Below are 19409 nucleotides of genomic sequence, written 5' to 3'. Positions count from 1 at the left end.
TTACGACTCCGCGCCGGTCAGGCACTCGTGGCACAGGCAGCCGCCCGGGTGCGGGACACCCGCGTAGGTCTCCCGGCGGTACAGCGCCGCGAGCCGTTCCAGTCCGGCCGCCCGCTCCCGCGCGCACTCCTCCGTGTACGTCGGGGCACCCACCTTCTGGGCCCGGCGCAGCACGGCGGGGGAGTGCACGAGCTTGGCCCGGCAGGTGTGCAGATGCCGGGTCGGCATGTCGATGGTGATCCAGTGGCCGGTGTTGCGTGCCTGGCCGACCGTGGTCACGTCCTCGTGTCCCATCCCCGGATAGGTGTCGATGACGAACACCCGCGCACCGCCCCTGTACGCCTTCGTACCGGGGCGCAACTCCTGTCCGCCGTCGCCGTACCGCCGCCACCGCACGACGTTGGCGACGATCATCCAGCGCGGTTCGGCTGTCTCGTCCATGGCCCCGATGATGTCCTTGCCCGGCCCCGTCGGTCATCCGGATTTCAGGCCGGGCGTACGAAGTCCGCCCCGACGTCGCGCAGTTGGGTGTGCAGCGCCGTGAAGACCTCCGCCGAACGGCCGCCCGGCCAGTCCGCCGGCAGCAGCTCCACCGGCAACCCCGGATCGGCGTACGGCAGTTGGCGCCAGGAGTCGAGCGCCAGCAGATAGTCCCGGTAGGCGTCCTCGGCCGGGGGCGAGGCGGCGGCCGGGGCGCGTGACTCCCACCACCGCAGCACCGGCTCGTGCGCCTCCAGGAACTCCCTGTGCAGCGAGGCGATCTCCCCGAGGTCCCACCACCGGCCCACCGCCTCCGCCGTCGCCGCGAAGCCCAGATGCTCGCCGCGGAACAGATCGACGTACGGGTCCAGACGCAGCCGCTCCAGCGCGTGCCGCGTCTCCTCGTGCAGATGGCCGGGAGCGATCCACACCCCCGGCGCCGCCGTACCGAAGCCCAGCCGAGCCAGCCTTGAGCGCAGCAGATGACGTTTGTGCCGCTCGGCCTCGGGGACGGAGAACACCGCGAGCACCCAGCCGTCGGACAGCCGGGGCGCGGGCCGGTCGTAGATGCGCCGGTCACCGTCGTCGAGCAGTTGCCGGGCGTCGGCGGAGAGCGCGTAGCCCGCGGCGCCCTCCGGTGTGCGCTCGGCGATCAGCAGCCCCCGGCGCTTGAGCCGCGACACCGACGACCGTACGGACGGCGCGTCGACCCCGAGCGCGCCGAGCAGCCGGACCAGCTCGGCCACGGCGAGCGGCGCGCCGTCCGGCGTCCGGCCGTACGCGCCGTAGAGGGTGACGATCAGGGATCGCGGGGTGTGCTGCTCGGCCACGTGATCACTCTAGAGCCTGCCGCCGAGGCGACGCCGCCCGTCCAGGCGCGTGCTCAGGCGTCCGGCCGGAGGCGGAACCGCTGGAGTTTGCCCGTCGGGGTGCGGGGGAGCGCGGGCAGGAACTCGAAGACGCGCGGGCACTTGTACGGCACCAGCCGTGCCGTGACGAACTCGCGCAGCGCCTCCTTCGTCCCCTCGTCCGGCCGCGCGCCCTCGCGCAGGACGACGTACGCCGCCACGATCTGCCCCCGCAACTCGTCGGGGTGCCCCACGACCGCCGCCTCCGTCACATCGGGATGGGTCAGCAGGACCTCCTCGACCTGCGGTCCCGCGATGTTGTACCCGGCCGAGATGATCATGTCGTCGGCGCGGGCGACATAGCGGAAGTAGCCGTCCGGCTCCCGCACATAGGTGTCGCCGGTGAGATTCCAGCCGTCGTGCACGTAGACCGACTGGCGCGGATCGGAGAGATAGCGGCAGCCCACCGGGCCGCGTACGGCCAGCAGCCCCGGCACCCCGTCGGGCAGCGGATCGCCGGACTCGTCCACCACGCGCGCCTGCCAGCCGGGCACCGGCACGCCCGTCGTGCCGGGACGGACCGCCCCGTCGGCCGCCGAGATGAAGATGTGCAGCAGCTCCGTCGCACCGATGCCGTTGATGACGCGGATCCCGGTCCGCTCGTACCAGTCCTGCCAGGTGGCGGCGGGCAGATTCTCCCCGGCGGACACACAGCGGCGCAGACTTGAGATGTCGTACGCGCTCCCGTCGCCCGCGGCCAGCTCGCCCAGCATCACGCGGTACGCCGTCGGAGCCGTGAACAGCACCGACACCCCCCGCTCGGCCACTGCCGCCAACAGCTGCTTCGGACCGGCCTGTTCGAGCAGCAGCGTCGAGGCGCCCGCCCGCATCGGGAAGACGACCAGACCGCCGAGTCCGAAGGTGAAGCCGAGCGGCGGACTGCCGGCGAACACGTCGTCGGGCTCCGGGCGCAGCACATGGCGCGAGAACGTGTCGGCGATGGAGAGCACGTCGCGGTGGAAGTGCATGCACCCCTTGGGCCGCCCCGTGGTCCCCGAGGTGAACGCGATGAGTGCGACGTCGTCGGCCGCCGTCTGGACCGCCTCGTACCGCTCCGGCATCCCCTCCGCCCGCCGCAGCAGATCGTCCGGCGCGTCCCCTCCGTACGTCACGACGCGCAGCCCCGGCACCTCCGCCTTGACCAGCTCGTCCACCGACCTGATGTCGCACAGCGCGTGGCTGACCCGCGCGATCTCGCACATCGTTGCCAGCTCCGACGCCCGCTGCTGCGCGAGCACCGTCACCGCCACCGCGCCCGCCTTCAGCACGGCGAGCCAGCACGCGGCCAGCCAGGGTGTGGTCGGCCCGCGCAGCATGACCCGGTTTCCCGGCACCACGCCCAGCTCGGAGGTCAGGACGTGCGCGATCCGGTCCACCCGGGTGCGCAGTTGCCCGTAGGACCAGGAGTCGCCCGACGGGACGTGGAAGACGGGGCGGTCGGCGCCGAAGCCGTCCACTGTCCGGTCGAGGAGTTCGACGGCGCAGTTGAGCCGGTCGGGTCCGCGCAGTTCGGGCGGGTCGAAGACGAGCTCCGGCCACTGTCCGGCCGGCGGCAGATGGTCGCGCGGAAAAGTGTCGCGGTGCGCCGAGGGTGTGAGAACCGCCGGTGTCAGCTCCATCGTTCGCCCCCTCGTGGGGTGGCTTGGTGGCCTTGTGCATCGAGCGTATCGTGTGGGTGACGACAGTCAACAGTCCGCGATAGACGCGATACAAGTGAGGGCCCGGATGCCCGTATTCTCGCTCGATCCGGCACAAAAGTCCTGGTGCGACGAGCTGCGTGCCGTCGCCGCCGACCGGCTGCGCCCACTCGCGGAGAAGGGCGAGCCGGGCCGCGTCAACCGTCCGCTCGTCGCCGCCCTCGGTGAGCTGGGGCTGCTCGACCGCATGCTGAGCGCGGGAGCGTTCGATCTCTGCCTGCTGCGCGAGTCCTTGGCGCACGGCTGTACGGAGGCGGAGACCGCGCTCGCCCTCCAGGGGCTCGGCAGCTGCCCGGTCGTCCAGGCCGGCACCGAGGAGCAACGCGGGCGCTGGCTGCCCGAGGTGGCGGCGGGCCGTGCCGTGGCCGCGTTCGCGCTGAGCGAGCCGGGCGCCGGGTCCGACGCGGCGGCGCTCGCGCTCGACGCCGTACCGGACGACGGGCCGGGCGGCCCCGAAGGCCCCGGTCGCGGCTGGCTGCTCACCGGCGAGAAGCGCTGGATCTCCAACGCGCCCGAGGCCGACTTCTACACCGTCTTCGCCCGCACGACCCCGGGCGCCGGGGCGCGCGGCGTCACCGCGTTCCTCGTCCCCGCCGACCGGCCCGGACTGACCGGCTCGCCGATCGAGATGCTCTCACCGCACCCCATCGGCGCCCTGGCCTTCGACTCCGTACGCGTGAGTGCCGCCGACGTCCTCGGCGAGGTGGACCAGGGCTTCCGCGTCGCCATGAACACCCTCAACCTCTTCCGCCCGAGCGTCGGCGCCTTCGCCGTCGGCATGGCGGGCGCCGCCCTCGAAGCGACCCTCGCCCACACCGCCGAACGCACCGCCTTCGGCGGCCCGCTCAAGGACCTCCAGTCCGTCGCGCACCAGGTGGCCGAGATGGCGACACGTACGGAGGCGGCCCGGCTGCTGGTGTACGCGGCGGCCGAGGCGTACGACTCCGGCGCGCCGGACGTCCCCCGCCGGTCGGCGATGGCGAAGCTGTTCGCGACGGAGACCGCCCAGTACGTGGTCGACGCCGCCGTCCAACTGCACGGCGCCCGCGCCCTGCAACGCGGTCACCTCCTGGAACACCTCTACCGGGAGGTCCGCGCGCCGCGTATCTACGAGGGCGCGACCGAGGTCCAACGCACCATCATCGCAAAGGAGTTGTACGGATGAGCCTGGAGCGGACCAACCCCGCGGAACTCGCCCCGCCCAGCGGCTTCTCGCACGCGGTCAGCGTGACCGCGACGGACGGCCGGCTGGTCTTCCTGGCCGGCCAGACCGCGCTCGACGCGACGGGCGCGGTGGTGGGGGAGACCCTCGTCGAGCAGTTCGAGACGGCCCTCGGCAACCTGCTCACCGCGCTGGCCGCGACGGGCGGCTCCCCGGCCGATCTCGCCCGCGTCACCGTCTACGCCACCGACGTCGCGGACTACCGCGCGCACGCCGCCGAACTGGGCCGGGTGTGGAAGCGGCTCGCCGGCCGCGAGTACCCGGCGATGGCGCTGATCGGCGCGGTCAGACTCTGGGACGAGAGCGCCCTGGTGGAGCTGGACGGCATCGCGATGGTGCCCTGAACGCCCAGGAGTTGAGTAAAGGTTAAGTAATACCGCACCAACTCCCTTACCCACAGCGGGGAAATATGCTTGACCGGTCTATGGACTGGACCAGGTCGCCGCCTCTACGTTGAGCGGCACGCCGTCCGAGATCGGAGCAACCCGCATGAAGGACGTCACCCCCCTCACCGAGGGATGGACGCTGCGCCACGCCCCGGCCGACACGATCCACGCCCCGGCCGACGCCATGCCCGCCCCGGCCGAGGCGCCCGTCGGCGACATCCCCGCGCGGGTTCCGGGCTGCGTCCACACCGACCTGCTCGCGGCCGGGCTGATCGAGGACCCGTTCCGCTCCCGGAACGAGACGGCGGTCGCCTGGGTCGGCCGTACGGACTGGCGTTACGACACCGCGCTCGGCCCCCGCGACACGGCGCACGAGCGCACCGACCTCGTCCTCGACGGCCTCGACACCGTCGCCGCCGTCCACGTGGGCGGCGTACGCGTCGGCAACACCCGCAACATGCACCGGAGTTACCGCTTCGACATCACGGACCGACTGGACCCGGCCGAGTCCACCCCGCTCTCCGTGGACTTCACCTCCGCCTATACGGAGGCCGAGGCCGTACGCGCGCTGGTGGGCGACCGGCCCAACGCCTATCCCGAGCCGTTCCAGTACATCCGCAAGATGGCCTGCTCCTTCGGCTGGGACTGGGGACCGACCCTCGTGACCGCCGGTATGTGGAAGCCCGTCCGCCTGGAGCACTGGTCCACCGCCCGCCTCGCCACCGTCCGCCCGCTCGTCACCGTCGACGGCTCGACCGGCCGCGCGGAGCTGCGCGTCGACGTCGAACGGACCGCCAGGGGCGGCGGGCTCCTCACCGCCCGTGCCCGCGTCGGCGACCACACCGCGTCCGTCGACTTCGACGGCGACCACGCCGCGCTCACGGTCGAGGTCCCCGGCGCCGCCCTCTGGTGGCCCCGAGGCTACGGCGAACAGCCCCTGTACAACGCCGAGTTGGAGCTGCTCGACACCACCGGCGCGGTCCTCGACCGATGGGAGCGCCGGCTGGGATTTCGTACCGTCACCCTCGACACCGGCGCGGACGCGCACGGCACCGCGTTCACCCTGGCCGTCAACGGGGAGCCGGTCTTCGCACGCGGCGTCAACTGGATCCCCGACGACGTCTTCCCCTCCCGCGTCGGCCCCGACCGCTACCGCGCCCGCCTCACCCAGGCCGCCGACGCGGGCGTCAACCTCGTACGGGTCTGGGGCGGCGGCATCTACGAGAGCGACGACTTCTACGACGTCTGCGACGAACTCGGCCTGATGGTCTGGCAGGACTTCCTCTTCGCCTGCGCCGCCTACCCCGAGGAGCAGCCGCTGCGCTCCGAGATCGAGGCCGAGGCACGCGAGAACGTCACCCGCCTCATGCCGCACGCCTCCCTCGTCCTGTGGAACGGCAACAACGAGAACCTGTGGGGCTTCCGCGACTGGGACTGGGAGCCCGCGCTCGACGGCGACTCCTGGGGCGAGGGCTACTACCTGGGCCTGCTGCCCCGCGTCGTCGCCGAGACCGACCCCACCCGGCCCTACTGGGCGGGCAGCCCCTGGTCCGGCGGCTGGGACCACCACCCCAACGACCCCGCGCACGGCACCGCGCACTCCTGGGACGTCTGGAACCGCGCCGACTACACGGACTACCTCGACACCGTCCCCCGCTTCGTCGCCGAATTCGGCTGGCAGGCCCCGCCCGCCCACGCAACGCTGCGGCGCGCGCTGCCGGGGGAGGAACTGTCCGCCACCTCGCCCGGCATGCTCCACCACCAGAAGGCGCACGACGGCAACGGCAAACTGGAGCGCGGCCTCGCCCACCACTTCGCCGTGCCCGGGGCCGGGCCCGAGAACTTCGACCGCTGGCACTACCTCACCCAGCTCAACCAGGCGCGGGCCATCGCCACCGGCATCGAACACTGGCGCTCCCACTGGCCGGTGTGCGCGGGCACCGTGCTCTGGCAGCTCAACGACTGCTGGCCGGTGACCTCCTGGGCCGCCGTCGACGGCGACGCGCGCCTCAAACCGCTCTACTTCACGCTGCGCCGGCTGTACGCGGACCGGCTGCTCACCGTACAGAAACGCGACGGGAGGCCCACCGTCGTCGCCGACAACCAGTCCGCGATCCCGTGGGATGCGGCCGTACGGCTGCGCCGCGTGGCCGCCGACGGCCGGACCCTCGCCGAGACGACCGTGACGGCGTCGGCCGGGGCGCGCTCGGTCGCGCTCGCGACCGTGCCCGACGAACTGCTGCCGGACGCCGGTTCCGGGAAGGAGTTCCTGGTGGCCGACGCGGGAGAGCTACGCGCGCTGCACTTCCCCGTACGCGACCACGCCTTCGCCTATCCGGCCCCGCGCTACGACGTGGAGACCGTCCGCCACGGCGACCCGGCGGGCGTCGTGGACGTCGTCGTCACCGCCCGGACGCTCCTGCGCGATCTGCTGCTCCAGGCCGACCGGCTCGCGCCCACCGCCGTCGCCGACCAGGGGCCGCTGACGCTGCTGCCGGGCGAGAGCGTCACCATCCGCGTCAGCGGCTGGGACGGCGTCGGCGACGGCTCACCCGCCTCCGTACGCGACGCGCTGTTCATGGTGGAGCCGGTGTGAGCGCGGACGGGCAACGGCTGACCATCCGGGACGTCGCCGCCCGCGCCGGCGTGTCGCGGGCCGCCGTCTCGCTGGCCTTCAACAACAAGCCGGGCGTCTCCGAGACCACACGGGCGCACATCCTCCGGACCGCCGAGGTCATGGGCTGGGAGCCCAACCGCTCGGCGCGGGCGCGAGGTTCCCGGGGTACCGGCGCGGGCACCGGCACCGTAGGACTCGCGATCCGCCGCCCGGCCCGTCAACTCGGCCTCGAACCCTTCTACATGGACTTCATCTCCGGAATCGGCAGCGTGCTGACCGAGCGCACCGGCGCCCTGCTGCTGCGCCTGGTGCGGGACCTGGACGAGGAGATCGAACTCCAGCGGCACTGGTGGAGATCCGGCCAGATCGCCGGGTCCGTCCTGGTCGACCTCCAGCGCGACGACCCACGCGTCCCCGCCCTCGCCAAGCTCGGCATGCCGGTGATCGCCGTCGGCCACCCCTCGCTCACCGGTCCGTTCACCGCCCTGTGGACGGACGACGGTACGGCCGTCACGGAGGCCGTCCGCTATCTCGCGGCCCTCGGCCACCGCTCCATCGCCCACGTCGGCGGACCGGCCGAGCTGGGCCACAGCGCCCTGCGCACCGAGGCGTTCACGGCGGCCATGACCGAACTGGGCCTCACCGACGCGCGCCGGCGCGTCACCGACTACTCCGGCGACGACGGCGCCCGCGCCACCCGCTCGCTGCTCGCCTCCGCCACGCGCCCCACGGCGATCATGTACGACAACGACCTGATGGCCGTCGCCGGGCTCTCCGTCGCCGCCGAGATGGGACTCCGGGTCCCCGCGGACGTGTCCCTGCTGGCCTGGGACGACTCCCAGCTGTGCCGGCTCACGCACCCGCCGCTGTCCGCGATGAGCCACGACATCCACGCGTTCGGCGCCGAGGTCGCGCGAGCGATGTACGACGTGCTGGGCGGCGAGCGCGTCGCCGGCCGGCAGGTACCCACCCCGTCCCTGACCCCACGCGGCTCGACCGGCCCACCACCGCCCCCGTAGAACCCACTCCCACCGAACAGCGCGCCCCGCAACCCCTCACCGAAGAGGAAGGCTCGCTTCGCCATGCGCGGAAACCGCCCCCGTCCCCATTCCCACTCCGGTCCCCGTTCCCACCCCCGATCCCGGCTCGTCGCCCTCGCCACGGCGGCACTGACCACGGCCGTCATGACCCTCACCGCATCGCCCGCCCCCGCCCAGGCCTTCCCCGCCACCCCCAAGCAGGACGTGCTCAACTACCTGAAGTCCATCACGGGTTCGAGCGTCGTCTCCGGACAGCACAACAAGGAACCGGCCGCCGCCCCCGGCCGCTACACCCAGCTCGTGAAGGACATCACCGGCCAGTACCCCGGACTCTGGGGCGGCGACCTGATGTTCCGCGCCGAGGACGTCGCCAACCGGCAGCGCGTCATCGACCAGGCGAAGACCGAATGGGCCAACGGCTCCCTCGTCTCGCTCACCTGGCACGTCTGCCCGCCCACCGTCGGCAGCTCGTGCGAGTTCGAGGGCGGCGTCAAGTCCAGCATCTCCAAGGAGGAGTTCGAGGCGACGGTCACCGACGGCACGGCGCTCAACACCGCCTGGAAGCGCCGCCTCGACGAGGTCGTCCCGTACCTGCGGCAGCTCAAGGACGCGGGCGTCCCCGTACTGTTCCGCCCGCTCCACGAGATGAACGAGTCCTGGAACTGGTGGGGGAACCGTCCCGGCTCCGACGGCGGCGCGCGGCTCTACCGGATCACCCGCGACCATCTCGCCGGCAAGGGACTCGACAACCTGATCTGGGTGTGGAACGTCCAGGACAACCCGGCCGGCGGCTGGAGTTCCTACTATCCGGGCGACGCCTACGTCGACGTCGTGTCGCTGGACGTCTGGTACAAGAACCATCCCAGCCAGTCGGACTACCAGCAGCTCACGAACATCGCGGGCGGCAAACCGATGGCCCTCGCCGAGCTGGGCAAGATGCCCGGCGCGGCGCTGCTCGACAGCCAGACGCGCTGGTCGTACTTCATGCTGTGGTCCGAGCAGTTGCAGGGCAACAACTCCAACGCGGAGATCCAGGCCGGATACTTCCACCCGCGCGTCCTCAACCAGGGCGAGGTGGTGCTCCCTTAGGGTCTGTCCACCGAAGGAAGGGAAGCCGCGCCGATGCCGATGTCCGACGACGAGCAGCGGATCCGGGCCCTGATCGAGGGATGGGCGGCGGCCGTGCACACGGGTGACATGGACCGTGTCCTGGCCGACCACGCCGCCGACATCGTGATGTTCGACGTGCCGCCGCCCCAGGAGGGCGTACGCGGTATCGACGCCTACCGCGACACCTGGCCCGGCTTCTTCGAGTGGCAGGCGAACGGCGGCACGTTCGACATCCTCGAACTGGACGTCACCGCGGGCGCCGATGTCGCCTACGCGTACGCCCTCCTGCGCTGCGGTTTGCCGCGGGAGGTGGCCGAGAGGTCGGCCACCCGCCTGCGGCTCACGATCGGGCTGCGCAAGGAGCGGGGGCGCTGGGTGGTCGCGCACGAGCACCACTCGTTCCCCGACGCCGGAGGCGAGGCGCCCGCCTGACGGAGTCCGGCGCGCCGATCGGGTCCGTCAGTCGGCCAGATCGACGCGCACCGTCAGCAGGTTCGTGCCCATCAGCCGGACCACCGCGCTGTTGCCGGTCGGCAGGGTCCTGAGCCGCGCGCGGGGATCGTCCTCGGGCATCGGGTGGGCGGTCCCGGTGTGCCAGGTGCCCTTGATACGGACCCGGACCCTCGGGTCGGCCAGGATGTTCCGTACGTACTGCGACTTGTCGCCGTACTCCGACACCAGCCAGAACTCCTGGCCGACCCGGCTCCCGCCGACCGGGGTCCGCCGGGGCAGTCCGGAGGTGCGCCCCGTGGTCTCCAGAAGGATCTGCCCCGGCATCCGCGAGGAGAGCGGATTGGCGACCCGGCGCTGGAAGGTGGTGACGAGTCGGTGCTTGATCTCGTGGTAGCGCGACATCCGTGGCTCTCCCTCTCGCGGTGCTGACGGTCCAGACGGTGCTGCCTGCCCCCTGGTCCCCGTACTTCCTGTCCTGACGGCTTCTCATCCTTCTCTTACGCCGCTCATATGCTGCCATCACGCGCCGTGCATATTTTCACGCCATGTTCTTCACCTACCTCCGGCGCGAACTGCGCCGTCGCCGAAAGGCCGCGCTCGTCGTCGCCTCGGGGCTCGCACTCGGTATCGCGCTGGTCATCGTCGTCAACTCGGTCTCCTCGGGCATGCGGGACGCCCAGGGAAAGGTCCTGGAGTCGCTGTACGGACTCGGCACGGACATGACCGTCACCAAGGCCGCCCCGCCCGCCTCCGAGGGCGGCCGGGAGCGCCCCCGCTTCAACTTCGACGCGCAGGACGGTGACGAGGCGCAGAGCAGCGACATCGTCATGCCGCAGGGCTTCGAGACCCTCGCTTCGAGCACCGTCGGCAAGGTCGCCGACCAGTCCGGGGTGGCCACGGCTGTGGGCGGCCTCAGCCTCTCGGTCGTCAAGGTCGACGGGGAGTTCAAGCCCGGCCAGTTCCAGCCGAGGGAGGAAAGCGCGAACGGCGGAGGAGGGGGCGGCGGAGGCGGCACCGGTGGCCCGCAAGGTGAAGTACGGGGCGGTGGAGCCGAGTTCGACGTCAACTCCTACACGGTCTACGGCACCGACACCACCCGTCAGGACCTCGGCCCGCTGACCTCCTCCAAGATCACCGACGGCCGCACGTTCAGGACGACCGAGACCGACGCCGAGGTGGCTGTCGTCGACGCCGCCTACGCGAAGGAGAAGAAGTACAAGGTCGGCGGCGAAGTCACCGTCAAGGGGACGAAGTTCGAGATCGTCGGCATGGCGACCGCCGACAGCGGCGACGCCGCGGCCAATCTGTACATCCCGCTGAAGCAGGCCCAGACCCTGTCCGACTCCAAGGACAAGGTCACCACGGTCTACGTCCAGGCCGACGACTCCCAGCAGATCGACGCCGTCAAGTCGGCCATCCAGAAGAACGTCCCGGGCACCACCGTCACCACCTCCGCCGACCTCGCCGACACCGTCTCCGGCTCCCTCTCCACGGCGTCCGACCTCGCCACCAACGTCGGCAAGTGGCTCTCCATCGTCGTCCTCGTCGCCGCCTTCGTCGTCGCCGGGCTGCTGACCGTGTCGGCCGTCAGCCGCCGCGTACAGGAGTTCGGCACGCTCAAGGCACTCGGCTGGAAGAGCGGGCGCGTCACCCGGCAGGTAGTCGGCGAGGCGATGGTCAACGGGCTGGTCGGCGGTGCGCTCGGCATCGCCGTCGGTGTGGCCGGTGCCTACGCGCTGACCGCGGTCAGCCCCTCCCTGACCGCTCAACTCGGCGCCGCGGCAGGTGGCCCCGGCGGTGGCGGCGGTCCGGCCGGCGGCCTCACGCGTGCCGGCGGCCCCGGCGCACAGAGCGCCGACAAGGCCATCGAGATCGCGCTCACCGCGCCCATCTCCGCCTCGACGATCGCCCTGGCGGTCGGCCTCGCAGTGACGGGCGGACTGATCGCCGGCGCCTTCGGTGGCTGGCGCGCCTCCCGCCTCCGGCCGGCCGACGCGCTGCGCCGCGTCGAGTAGCCGCCGGGCGGTTCCGTACCCCCTCAACTCACCGCAGCAGCCCAGGAGTCACACCATGTACGAACTCAGCGGCGTCACCAAGCAGTACCGCAGGGGCAAGGACACCGTCCACGCGCTCGCCGGGGTCGATCTGACCATCGGCGAGGGCGACCGGCTCGTCATCAAGGGTCCCACCGGCGGCGGCAAGTCCACGCTCCTCCAGATGCTCGGCGGCCTCGACCGGCCCACGGCGGGCAGCGTCATGCTCGACGGCACCGACCTCGCCCGGCTCGGCGAGGCGAAACTCACCGCCGTACGCGGCCGGTCCATCGGCTTCGTCTTCCAGAGCTTCAACCTCATCCCCACCCTGTCCGCCCAGGAGAACGTCGAGACGGCGCTCGTACCGCTCGGCACCAAGGCCAAGGAACGCCGCGACCGCGCGGCGGAGGCCCTGCGCTCCGTCGGACTGGGGGAGCGCCTCAAGCACGTGCCCTCCGAGATGTCCGGCGGTCAGCAGCAGCGCGTCGCCATCGCGCGGGCGCTCGTCAAACAGCCGAAGGTGCTGCTGGCCGACGAACCCACCGGCAATCTCGACGAGTCCATGCGCGACGAGATCATGGACCTGCTCGAAGGGCTCTGGAAGGAGCACGGGCTGACCTTCGTGATGGTCACCCACGACAGCGCCATCGCCCGCCGCGCGACCCGCCTCGCCACCATCAGGAACGGAAAGATCACCATCACCGAACGCTCCGCGTAGCGGGGGAATCGACGGCCCGGCCGACGGCTGACACGGCCGGGCCGGGGAGCGTGGGAGCGGGGGCGGGCGTGTCAGGGCGGAGTGGGCGGCGCACGACCGTACGCTGAGCCGGTTCGCGGGCCCAGCCCGCCGGGCTTTCCCTGTTCCCGCTGGTCCCCGCCCTGCTCGCGTCCGTTCCCGTTGCTCCCCCACGTCGGCCCCGGAGGCGTTCTTGCGCTTCAGCTCACCTGCGACCCGTCTGTTCACCCGGCTCCCGCTGGCCGGCAACTACCCGGCCGCCGTCGCCCTGGCGCTGCTCGCGCTGAGCCCGTACCTGATCCTCACCACCGCCACCTCCCTGGCGGAGCCGCAGATCATGGGGAGCATCGGCGCCACGGTGTACGAGCTCCAGCTCACCAGCGGCATGTCGAACGCGGCGTACGCCTTCGGCGCCGTCGCCTGCGCCGATCTCGTGCAGCGGTTCGCACGGCGGCGGATCTACCTCATCTGCGAGTGCGGGTTCGTGCTGAGTTCGGTGCTGGCGCTCAGCGCGCAGAACATCGGCATGTTCGCGACCGGAGTGGTGCTCCAGGGCCTGTTCACCGGCATGCTGCTGGTCGCGGCGCTGCCACCGCTGATCATCGGACACCCCATCAACAAGCTCCAGACGACCGCCGCGGTGGTCAGTCTCGGGCTGTTCGGGATGGTGGCCTTCGGGCCGCTGGTGGGCGGGCTCGTCGGCTCGCTCGGGGGCTGGCGGCCACTGTTCGCGGGCATCGGCACCCTGGCGCTGATCGGACTGGTCATCGGCTCCCTGACCTTCGAGGGCAACGACCCGCCGGACCGCCGGGCGAAGTTCGACTGGACCGCGATCCCGCTCGCCTTCGGCACCACGGCGCTGCCGTTCTTCGGTGTCGCGTGGCTGACGCGTGGCGACTTCAGCGATCCCGAGTTCTATGTGCCGGTCTTCTGCGGACTGGTCTGCGGGGTCTTTCTGGTGGGCGGTCAGTACCGCAAGGCGCGACCGCTGATGCCGGTGCGCCCCATCAGCAACACCCTGCCGGTCGTCGGCACGCTCAACGCGATGCTCGTCGGGGCGTGCTTCACGACCCTGCTGGAGCTGATCGAGGTCTATCTGACCAGGGAGGCCGGCTACTCCCCGCTGCGGATCGGGGCGCTCGTCACACCCCAGATCCTCGGTGTCATCATCGCGGCCCTGCTGTTCCGCCGGCTGATGTCGACCCGCTGGACGCCGTATCTGGCCCTGTGCGGCACCATCAGCGTGGCCATCGGCGCCGCCATCCTGCTGGCCGCCTCCACGTCGAGCGCGACGGCGACCGTCCCCGTCGCCTCGTTCTTCCTCGGCTTCGGCGCGGGCGCGGGCGTGACGCCGGGACTCTTCCTGGCCGGTTTCTCCGTCCCAGCCGCGCAGATCGGTCCGACCTTCGCCCTGGTCGAACTGCTGCGCTCGGAGGCGGCCTTCCTGATCGGTCCGGTCCTGCTGCACTTCGCGCTCGTCCAGGGTCTCGCCGACGGGTTCCACCAGGCGGTGGGGATCACGCTCGGGATCACCGTGATCGGCACCCTGAGCCTGGTCACCCTGTACGCCCTGGGCGGCGCCCGCCCGGAGGCACCGGACCTGGTGTCCTGGCACGCGGGTACGTCGACGGGCTACCACTCACCGGCCCTGCTGGCGGCGGTCCGCAACCGCTGACCACGCTCCACGGACCCGCCGACATGCGGGGCGCCGGGGGGCACCGGATAGTGGATGGGCGGGGCGGGCTCTTCGAGCGGAGGCGCAGCGATGAGCGAGCGAGGCCGGAACCCCGGAACGGCGGTGCGGCGGCGGGCCCCGTATCTGTCCCCCCGCGAACGGGCGGAGCAGGGGAAGGCGGCGCGCAAGAGCGCGCCGAGGAAGAGCCACGCGGGGTTCGAGCCCGACCGCGACCGGCCCGATCCGGTGTCGGTCGTCGACGCGCAGTCGCAGACGCGGGTGCCGGAACTCGTACCCATCCGGTACGGGCGGATGACGGAGTCGCCCTTCCGCTTCTACCGCGGCGCCGCCGCGATCATGGCGGGTGATCTGGCAGGCACCCCCGACTCGGGGCTCACGGCGCAGCTCTGCGGGGACGCGCATCTGATGAACTTCCGGCTCCTCGGCTCGCCCGAACGGCGGCTGGTGTTCGACATCAACGACTTCGACGAGACGCTGCCGGGACCGTGGGAGTGGGACGTCAAACGGCTGGCCGCGAGCCTGGTCATCGCCGGGCGGGAGAACGGATTCTCCACCAAGGACAGGGCGATGATCGTGGGTACGGCCGTACGGTCGTACCGCGAACGCATGCGTCTGTTCGCCGGGATGGGCAACCTCGACGTCTGGTACACACGCGCCGACATGGCGGATCTCCAGCCGCTGGCCGACCGGCAGCTGGCGGCCAGGGGCCGCAAGAGGCTGTCGGCGACTATGGCGAAGGCGCGCACCCGCGACAGCCTCCAGGCGTTCGAGAAGCTGACGCGAGTACGTGACGGGGAGCGCCGGTTCACGGCCGATCCGCCGCTGGTCGTGCCGGTGGACGATCTGCTGCGGGGCGTGCGGCGCGACTCGTTCGTCTCCGAACTGCACGAGCTGGTCGAGCGGTACGGCAGGAGCCTGTCCACCGAGCGCCGGCATCTGCTCCGGCAGTACCGGGTGGTCGACATCGCCCGCAAGGTGGTCGGTGTGGGCAGCGTGGGGACGCGCTGCTGGATCCTGCTCCTGCTGGGCAAGGACGACACGGATCCGCTGATCCTCCAGGCGAAGGAGGCGGACCGCTCCGTGCTCGCCGCGCACGCCGGCCGGAGCGAGTACCGCAACCAGGGGCAGCGCGTCGTCGCCGGGCAGCGGCTCATGCAGGCGGTGGGCGACGTGTTTCTGGGATGGGACCGTGTCCGGGGGCAGGACGGGCGCCAACGGGACTTCTACGTAAGGCAGTTGCACGACTGGAAAGGCATTCTGGTGCCGCAGGACATGGTGCCCAACGGGATGAGGGTGTTCGGCGAACTGTGCGGCGCGACGCTCGCCCGCGCGCACGCCCGGTCGGGGGACCGGATCGCCATCGCCGCGTATCTGGGCGGTGGCCCCGCGTTCGACGACGCGCTCGTCGAGTTCGCGGAGTCCTACGCCGACCAGAACGAGCGCGATCACGCCGCGCTGGTGGCCGCGGTGAAGTCGGGGCGGGTGAAGGCGGAGTCGGAGTGACCGGGCCGCGCACCGCCCGGTACGGCGCGCAGGGGGCTTGCCCCGCCGCATTCCCGTTGTCCGCGCCGCCCGCCGAATTTGGCATGGCAGGAAACAAATCTCGTCCCTACTCTTGCCCGGCCGTCCCGGACCGCCCTAATGTGACGCCCACGTAAACACTGTCGAATCGATTCGACGAATCGATTCGACACGGGCTCGGGGAGCGGCGTGGCCACCATCAAGGACGTAGCGCAACGGGCCGGCGTGGCCCCCAGCACCGTCTCGTACGTGCTGAGCGGCTCCCGCAAGATCTCCGAGGAGACCCGGACCGCGGTCCGCGCCGCCGTCGAGGAGCTCGGCTACCACCCGCGCGCCAGCGCCCGTACGCTGCGCAGCGCCCGCAGCAACGTCCTGGCACTGGCCGTGCCCCGGCAGCCCGGCAAGTACCGGGGCACCGACGGCACGTTCGCCATAGACATCAGCGACGCGGCGCGCGACCACGGCTACGACGTCGTGCTGATCACCGATCTGAACGGCGTCGCGGCCATGCGCCGGGTCGTCGGCAGCGGAATGGCCGACGCGGCCGTGCTGATGGCCGTGGAGGAGCGGGACCAGCGTGCCGCCGCCCTGCGCGAGAAGGAGTTCCCCGTCGCGCTGCTCGGCCGCAGCGAGGACGAGCCCGGTCTGCCCTGGGTCGATCTCGACTGGGAGGCCGCCGTGGCCCTCGCCCTGCGGGAGACCGTGGCGGCCGGCCACCGGCACATCGTCTTCCTGTCGTCCGCCGAGCACGAGATCGCCTCCCGGCGCGGTTACGCCCTGCGGGGTCTGGCCGGCGCCCGACTCGCCGCCCGCGGGAGCACCGCCGACATCCGGGTCGTCCCCTCCAGCGGCGAACCCGAGAAGCTGGCCCGCGCGCTGCGCGAGGCACTGGCCACCCGGCCCGCTCCCACCGCGCTCGTCGTCCAGCACCTGATCCTGCTGCCGCACCTGCTGGACGAGATCGCCGCCGCCGGACTGCGCGTGCCCGAGGATCTGGCCGTCGTCCTCGTCGGCAGCTTCCCCGACGACCCGGGCGGCCGGCCGCTGCCCCGTATCGAACTTCCCGTGACGGAGATGTCCGCCGCCGTGGTCCGGCTCGCGCTCGGTGCCGTGGGCACCGACGGTTCCGTCCCGCCGGGAGAACAACCCCCACACCGGCTGATCACCCCCCTGATGGCGACGGGAAGCGTGATCGGCCCTCCTTCGGAGCCGTCTTCGTGAACGGAGAGCCCACCACCATGCGACGCCCAAGAGGCATACGGGTGATCGCGGCCGCCACGGCCGCGCTCGTCCCCGTGACACTGGGTCTTACGGGGTGCGCCGCCACCCCCGACCCGGGCACCGTCACCGTGCTCAACTCTGCCACCGACGCGGCCGAGCACGGTGCGAACCAGAAGTTCCTCGACCGCTGCGCGAAACCGCTGGGGCTGAAGGTCGAACAGATCAGCGTGCCCGCGGACACCGTCGCCTCGAAGGCGCTGCGGATGGCGTCCTCCGACTCGCTCACCGACATCCTGGAACTGGACGGCTCGGAACTGCCCCAGTTCGCGGAGACCGGCGGGCTGCGCCCGCTGGACGAAGTGGGCCTGGACACCGCCGGATTCTCCGACAGCGCCACCTCGCTGGGCAGCTACGACGGGACGCAGTACGCCGTGGCCCGCTCGGTGAACTCCCTCGCGCTGCTCTACAACAAGGACCTGCTGCGTGCGGCGGACGTCGAACCGCCCACCACCTGGGCCGAGTTGCGGGAGACGGCGAAGAAGCTGACGTCGGGCAACACGTACGGCATGGCCTTCAGCGCCAGCCCGAACGCCGACGGCGTCTACCAGTTCCTGCCGTTCTTCTGGTCGGGCGGCGGCGACGAGGCGCGGCTGGACAACGGCGAGGGAGAAGCCGCCCTGACGCTGTGGAAGGAACTGCTGGGCGACGGATCCGTGTCGAAGTCGGTCGTCAACTGGAACCAGCAGGATGTGAACGACCAGTTCGTCGCGGGCCGCGCGGCCATGATGATCAACGGGCCGTGGCAGGTGCCGGTGCTCAGCGCGCAGGACAAGGTCGACTGGGCCGTCGCCACCATCCCCGTTCCCGAGGCCGGCCAGGACGCGATCGCGCCGATCGGCGGCACGGTGATGGCCGTGCCGAAGAGCGACGACAGCGGGCGCGAGAAGAACGCGGGGAAGATCCTCACCTGCCTGAACAGCGAGCGGAACCAGCTCGCCTGGGGCGAGTCGGTGAACAACGTGCCCACCAAGGCGTCCGCGGCGGCCTCGTACGCGGAGAAGTACCCCGAACTGGCCCCGTTCGTCGATCTGGTGGCCACGGCACGCTCCCGTACCGCCGAGGTCGGCACCCGCTGGCCGGTGGTCAACGACGCGCTCGCCGGGGCCTTCCAGTCGGTGCTGACCGGCGGGGCGGGGCCGGAACAGGCCCTGAGGAACGCCCAACGCCAGGCATCGGCCGGGGAGAAGTGAGGACACCATGACGACCGCCGTCCCCTCCGCCGGGTCCTTCGACCCTGCCGACTCCTCCTCCGGCTCCCTCCCCGACTCCTCCTCGGACTCGTCCACCGGCGCACCGGCGAAGCCCCTCCGCCGCGCGCCCAAGAGGCCCCGACGCGACCGGCATTCGCTGCTGCGCTGGCTGTTCGTCCTGCCCGCGCTCCTCTACATGGCGCTGTTCTTCGGCTATCCGCTGGTGCGCAACATCGTCATGAGCTTCCAGAAGTACACACCCACGACGTACTTCACCGGCGAGGCGCCCTTCACCGGGCTGGACAACTGGCGCGCGGTGTTCTCCAACGAGCTGTTCGCCGACTCGCTGTGGCACACTGCGGTGTTCACCATCGGCTCGCTCGCCGGTCAGTTCACCATCGGCCTCGCGCTCGCCGTCTTCTTCTCCCGCCGTTTCCGGCTCTCCGGCGTCATCCGGGCCGTCCTGCTGCTGCCCTGGCTGGTCCCCATGGTGGTGTCCGCCGTCGTCTGGCGACGCGTGCTCGACCAGGACCACGGCATCCTCAACAGCGCCCTCCAGGCCGTCGGCCTGGCCGACGGCGGCGTGCCGTGGCTGAGCAGCCCCAGCGTGGCACTGCTCTCGGCGATCATGGTCAACATCTGGATCGGCATCCCGTTCAACATGGTGATCCTCTACGGCGGACTCCAGGAGATCCCGCGCCAGCTCTACGAGGCGGCGGCCCTGGACGGCGCGAGCCCGTGGCGCGCGTTCCGCAGCGTCACACTGCCGCTGCTGCGACCGGTGATCACCGTCGTGCTGGTGCTCGGCTTCATGTCCACCGTGAAGATCCTCGACCTGATCCTGGCGCTGACCTCGGGCGGCCCGGCCGACTCCACCCAGACCCTGGGCACCGTCACCTACCAACTCTCCTTCCTCCAGCTCGACTTCGGACAGGGCGCCGTCGTCGGCAACGTCCTCATCGTCATCAGCGCGGTCTTCGCCGTGCTCTACCTGCGGGCCAACCGGGCCGACTTCGGAACGGGGAAGTGATCCGAGTGA

The 19409-nt window shown here is 71.4% G+C and carries 17 protein-coding genes; 13 read left to right on the top strand and 4 right to left on the bottom strand.

Annotated elements, in window-relative coordinates; translation table 11 throughout:
* The 3 genes from ACFWHU_RS03495 to ACFWHU_RS03485 are packed head-to-tail and all read right to left on the bottom strand — an operon-like array spanning position 1 to position 3007.
* Positions 1 to 441, bottom strand: a complete 441-nt coding sequence (locus ACFWHU_RS03495) for a hypothetical protein (protein WP_385801623.1) — start codon at positions 439 to 441, stop codon at positions 1 to 3.
* 44 nt (positions 442 to 485) lie between these two features.
* Positions 486 to 1310: a PaaX family transcriptional regulator C-terminal domain-containing protein gene (locus ACFWHU_RS03490; RefSeq protein ID WP_387223600.1), complete on the bottom strand. Its 825-nt coding sequence runs from the start codon at positions 1308 to 1310 to the stop codon at positions 486 to 488.
* A gap of 53 nt (positions 1311 to 1363) precedes the next feature.
* Positions 1364 to 3007 (bottom strand): AMP-binding protein, encoded by a 1644-nt coding sequence (locus ACFWHU_RS03485; RefSeq protein WP_387223599.1) that lies wholly within the window; start codon positions 3005 to 3007, stop codon positions 1364 to 1366.
* A gap of 106 nt (positions 3008 to 3113) precedes the next feature.
* On the opposite strand from ACFWHU_RS03485, the gene ACFWHU_RS03480 reads away from it, so the two are divergent.
* From ACFWHU_RS03480 to ACFWHU_RS03455, 6 genes are all read left to right on the top strand, one after another.
* On the top strand, positions 3114 to 4250 hold the full coding sequence (locus ACFWHU_RS03480; protein WP_387223597.1) for an acyl-CoA dehydrogenase family protein: 1137 nt from the start codon (positions 3114 to 3116) through the stop codon (positions 4248 to 4250).
* Positions 4247 to 4651 (top strand): RidA family protein, encoded by a 405-nt coding sequence (locus tag ACFWHU_RS03475; protein WP_385801631.1) that lies wholly within the window; start codon positions 4247 to 4249, stop codon positions 4649 to 4651. The genes ACFWHU_RS03480 and ACFWHU_RS03475 overlap by 4 nt, the downstream gene beginning before the upstream one ends.
* Positions 4652 to 4796: 145 nt before the next feature.
* The gene (locus ACFWHU_RS03470; protein ID WP_387223595.1) at positions 4797 to 7289 is read left to right on the top strand and encodes a glycoside hydrolase family 2 protein; all 2493 of its coding nucleotides are present in this window, start codon (positions 4797 to 4799) and stop codon (positions 7287 to 7289) included.
* Positions 7286 to 8329: a LacI family DNA-binding transcriptional regulator gene (locus ACFWHU_RS03465; protein WP_387223593.1), complete on the top strand. Its 1044-nt coding sequence runs from the start codon at positions 7286 to 7288 to the stop codon at positions 8327 to 8329. Before ACFWHU_RS03470 ends, ACFWHU_RS03465 begins: the two co-directional genes overlap by 4 nt.
* A gap of 165 nt (positions 8330 to 8494) precedes the next feature.
* Positions 8495 to 9439 (top strand): glycosyl hydrolase, encoded by a 945-nt coding sequence (locus ACFWHU_RS03460; RefSeq protein ID WP_387223591.1) that lies wholly within the window; start codon positions 8495 to 8497, stop codon positions 9437 to 9439.
* Between the two features lie 39 nt (positions 9440 to 9478).
* The gene (locus ACFWHU_RS03455; protein ID WP_387223973.1) at positions 9479 to 9892 is read left to right on the top strand and encodes a YybH family protein; all 414 of its coding nucleotides are present in this window, start codon (positions 9479 to 9481) and stop codon (positions 9890 to 9892) included.
* Between the two features lie 27 nt (positions 9893 to 9919).
* On the opposite strand, the gene ACFWHU_RS03450 is transcribed toward ACFWHU_RS03455, so the two are convergent.
* A complete protein-coding gene (locus tag ACFWHU_RS03450; RefSeq protein WP_387223589.1) occupies positions 9920 to 10315 on the bottom strand; it encodes a nitroreductase/quinone reductase family protein in 396 nt (131 codons plus the stop codon).
* Between the two features lie 143 nt (positions 10316 to 10458).
* Between ACFWHU_RS03450 and ACFWHU_RS03445 the strand changes: the two genes are divergently transcribed.
* The 7 genes from ACFWHU_RS03445 to ACFWHU_RS03415 all read left to right on the top strand — a co-directional run bounded on the left by ACFWHU_RS03445 (position 10459) and on the right by ACFWHU_RS03415 (position 19400).
* Positions 10459 to 11928, top strand: a complete 1470-nt coding sequence (locus tag ACFWHU_RS03445; protein WP_387223587.1) for an ABC transporter permease — start codon at positions 10459 to 10461, stop codon at positions 11926 to 11928.
* Between the two features lie 55 nt (positions 11929 to 11983).
* Positions 11984 to 12664, top strand: coding sequence for an ABC transporter ATP-binding protein (locus ACFWHU_RS03440; protein ID WP_385801643.1), 681 nt, complete (start codon positions 11984 to 11986; stop codon positions 12662 to 12664).
* Positions 12665 to 12875: 211 nt separating this feature from the next.
* Complete coding sequence (locus ACFWHU_RS03435; RefSeq protein WP_385801645.1) at positions 12876 to 14357, top strand: MFS transporter; 1482 nt, start codon at positions 12876 to 12878, stop codon at positions 14355 to 14357.
* Between the two features lie 90 nt (positions 14358 to 14447).
* Positions 14448 to 15881, top strand: coding sequence for a DUF2252 domain-containing protein (locus ACFWHU_RS03430; RefSeq protein WP_387223585.1), 1434 nt, complete (start codon positions 14448 to 14450; stop codon positions 15879 to 15881).
* Between the two features lie 207 nt (positions 15882 to 16088).
* Positions 16089 to 17120 (top strand): LacI family DNA-binding transcriptional regulator, encoded by a 1032-nt coding sequence (locus ACFWHU_RS03425; protein WP_387223583.1) that lies wholly within the window; start codon positions 16089 to 16091, stop codon positions 17118 to 17120.
* Between the two features lie 17 nt (positions 17121 to 17137).
* A complete protein-coding gene (locus ACFWHU_RS03420; RefSeq protein WP_387223581.1) occupies positions 17138 to 18370 on the top strand; it encodes an extracellular solute-binding protein in 1233 nt (410 codons plus the stop codon).
* Positions 18371 to 18377: 7 nt separating this feature from the next.
* Positions 18378 to 19400: a carbohydrate ABC transporter permease gene (locus ACFWHU_RS03415; RefSeq protein ID WP_387223579.1), complete on the top strand. Its 1023-nt coding sequence runs from the start codon at positions 18378 to 18380 to the stop codon at positions 19398 to 19400.
* Positions 19401 to 19409: the final 9 nt, after the last annotated feature.

Origin of the sequence: Streptomyces sp. NPDC060366 (assembly GCF_042725135.1) — a bacterium.
Taxonomy (GTDB): Bacteria; Actinomycetota; Actinomycetes; order Streptomycetales; family Streptomycetaceae; genus Streptomyces.
Note: the sequence above shows the minus strand (reverse complement) of the source record. Positions and strands in the feature narration are given on the sequence as shown.

Coding starts and splice junctions, on each gene's coding strand:
- ACFWHU_RS03460 (WP_387223591.1), top strand. CDS start 8,495: ATGACCCTCACCGCATCGCCCGCCCCCGCCCAGGCCTTCCCCGCCACC.
- ACFWHU_RS03430 (WP_387223585.1), top strand. CDS start 14,448: ATGAGCGAGCGAGGCCGGAACCCCGGAACGGCGGTGCGGCGGCGGGCC.
- ACFWHU_RS03480 (WP_387223597.1), top strand. CDS start 3,114: ATGCCCGTATTCTCGCTCGATCCGGCACAAAAGTCCTGGTGCGACGAG.
- ACFWHU_RS03440 (WP_385801643.1), top strand. CDS start 11,984: ATGTACGAACTCAGCGGCGTCACCAAGCAGTACCGCAGGGGCAAGGAC.
- ACFWHU_RS03495 (WP_385801623.1), bottom strand. CDS start 441: ATGGACGAGACAGCCGAACCGCGCTGGATGATCGTCGCCAACGTCGTG.
- ACFWHU_RS03485 (WP_387223599.1), bottom strand. CDS start 3,007: ATGGAGCTGACACCGGCGGTTCTCACACCCTCGGCGCACCGCGACACT.
- ACFWHU_RS03475 (WP_385801631.1), top strand. CDS start 4,247: ATGAGCCTGGAGCGGACCAACCCCGCGGAACTCGCCCCGCCCAGCGGC.
- ACFWHU_RS03420 (WP_387223581.1), top strand. CDS start 17,138: ATGCGACGCCCAAGAGGCATACGGGTGATCGCGGCCGCCACGGCCGCG.
- ACFWHU_RS03445 (WP_387223587.1), top strand. CDS start 10,459: ATGTTCTTCACCTACCTCCGGCGCGAACTGCGCCGTCGCCGAAAGGCC.
- ACFWHU_RS03455 (WP_387223973.1), top strand. CDS start 9,479: ATGTCCGACGACGAGCAGCGGATCCGGGCCCTGATCGAGGGATGGGCG.
- ACFWHU_RS03450 (WP_387223589.1), bottom strand. CDS start 10,315: ATGTCGCGCTACCACGAGATCAAGCACCGACTCGTCACCACCTTCCAG.
- ACFWHU_RS03470 (WP_387223595.1), top strand. CDS start 4,797: ATGAAGGACGTCACCCCCCTCACCGAGGGATGGACGCTGCGCCACGCC.
- ACFWHU_RS03415 (WP_387223579.1), top strand. CDS start 18,378: ATGACGACCGCCGTCCCCTCCGCCGGGTCCTTCGACCCTGCCGACTCC.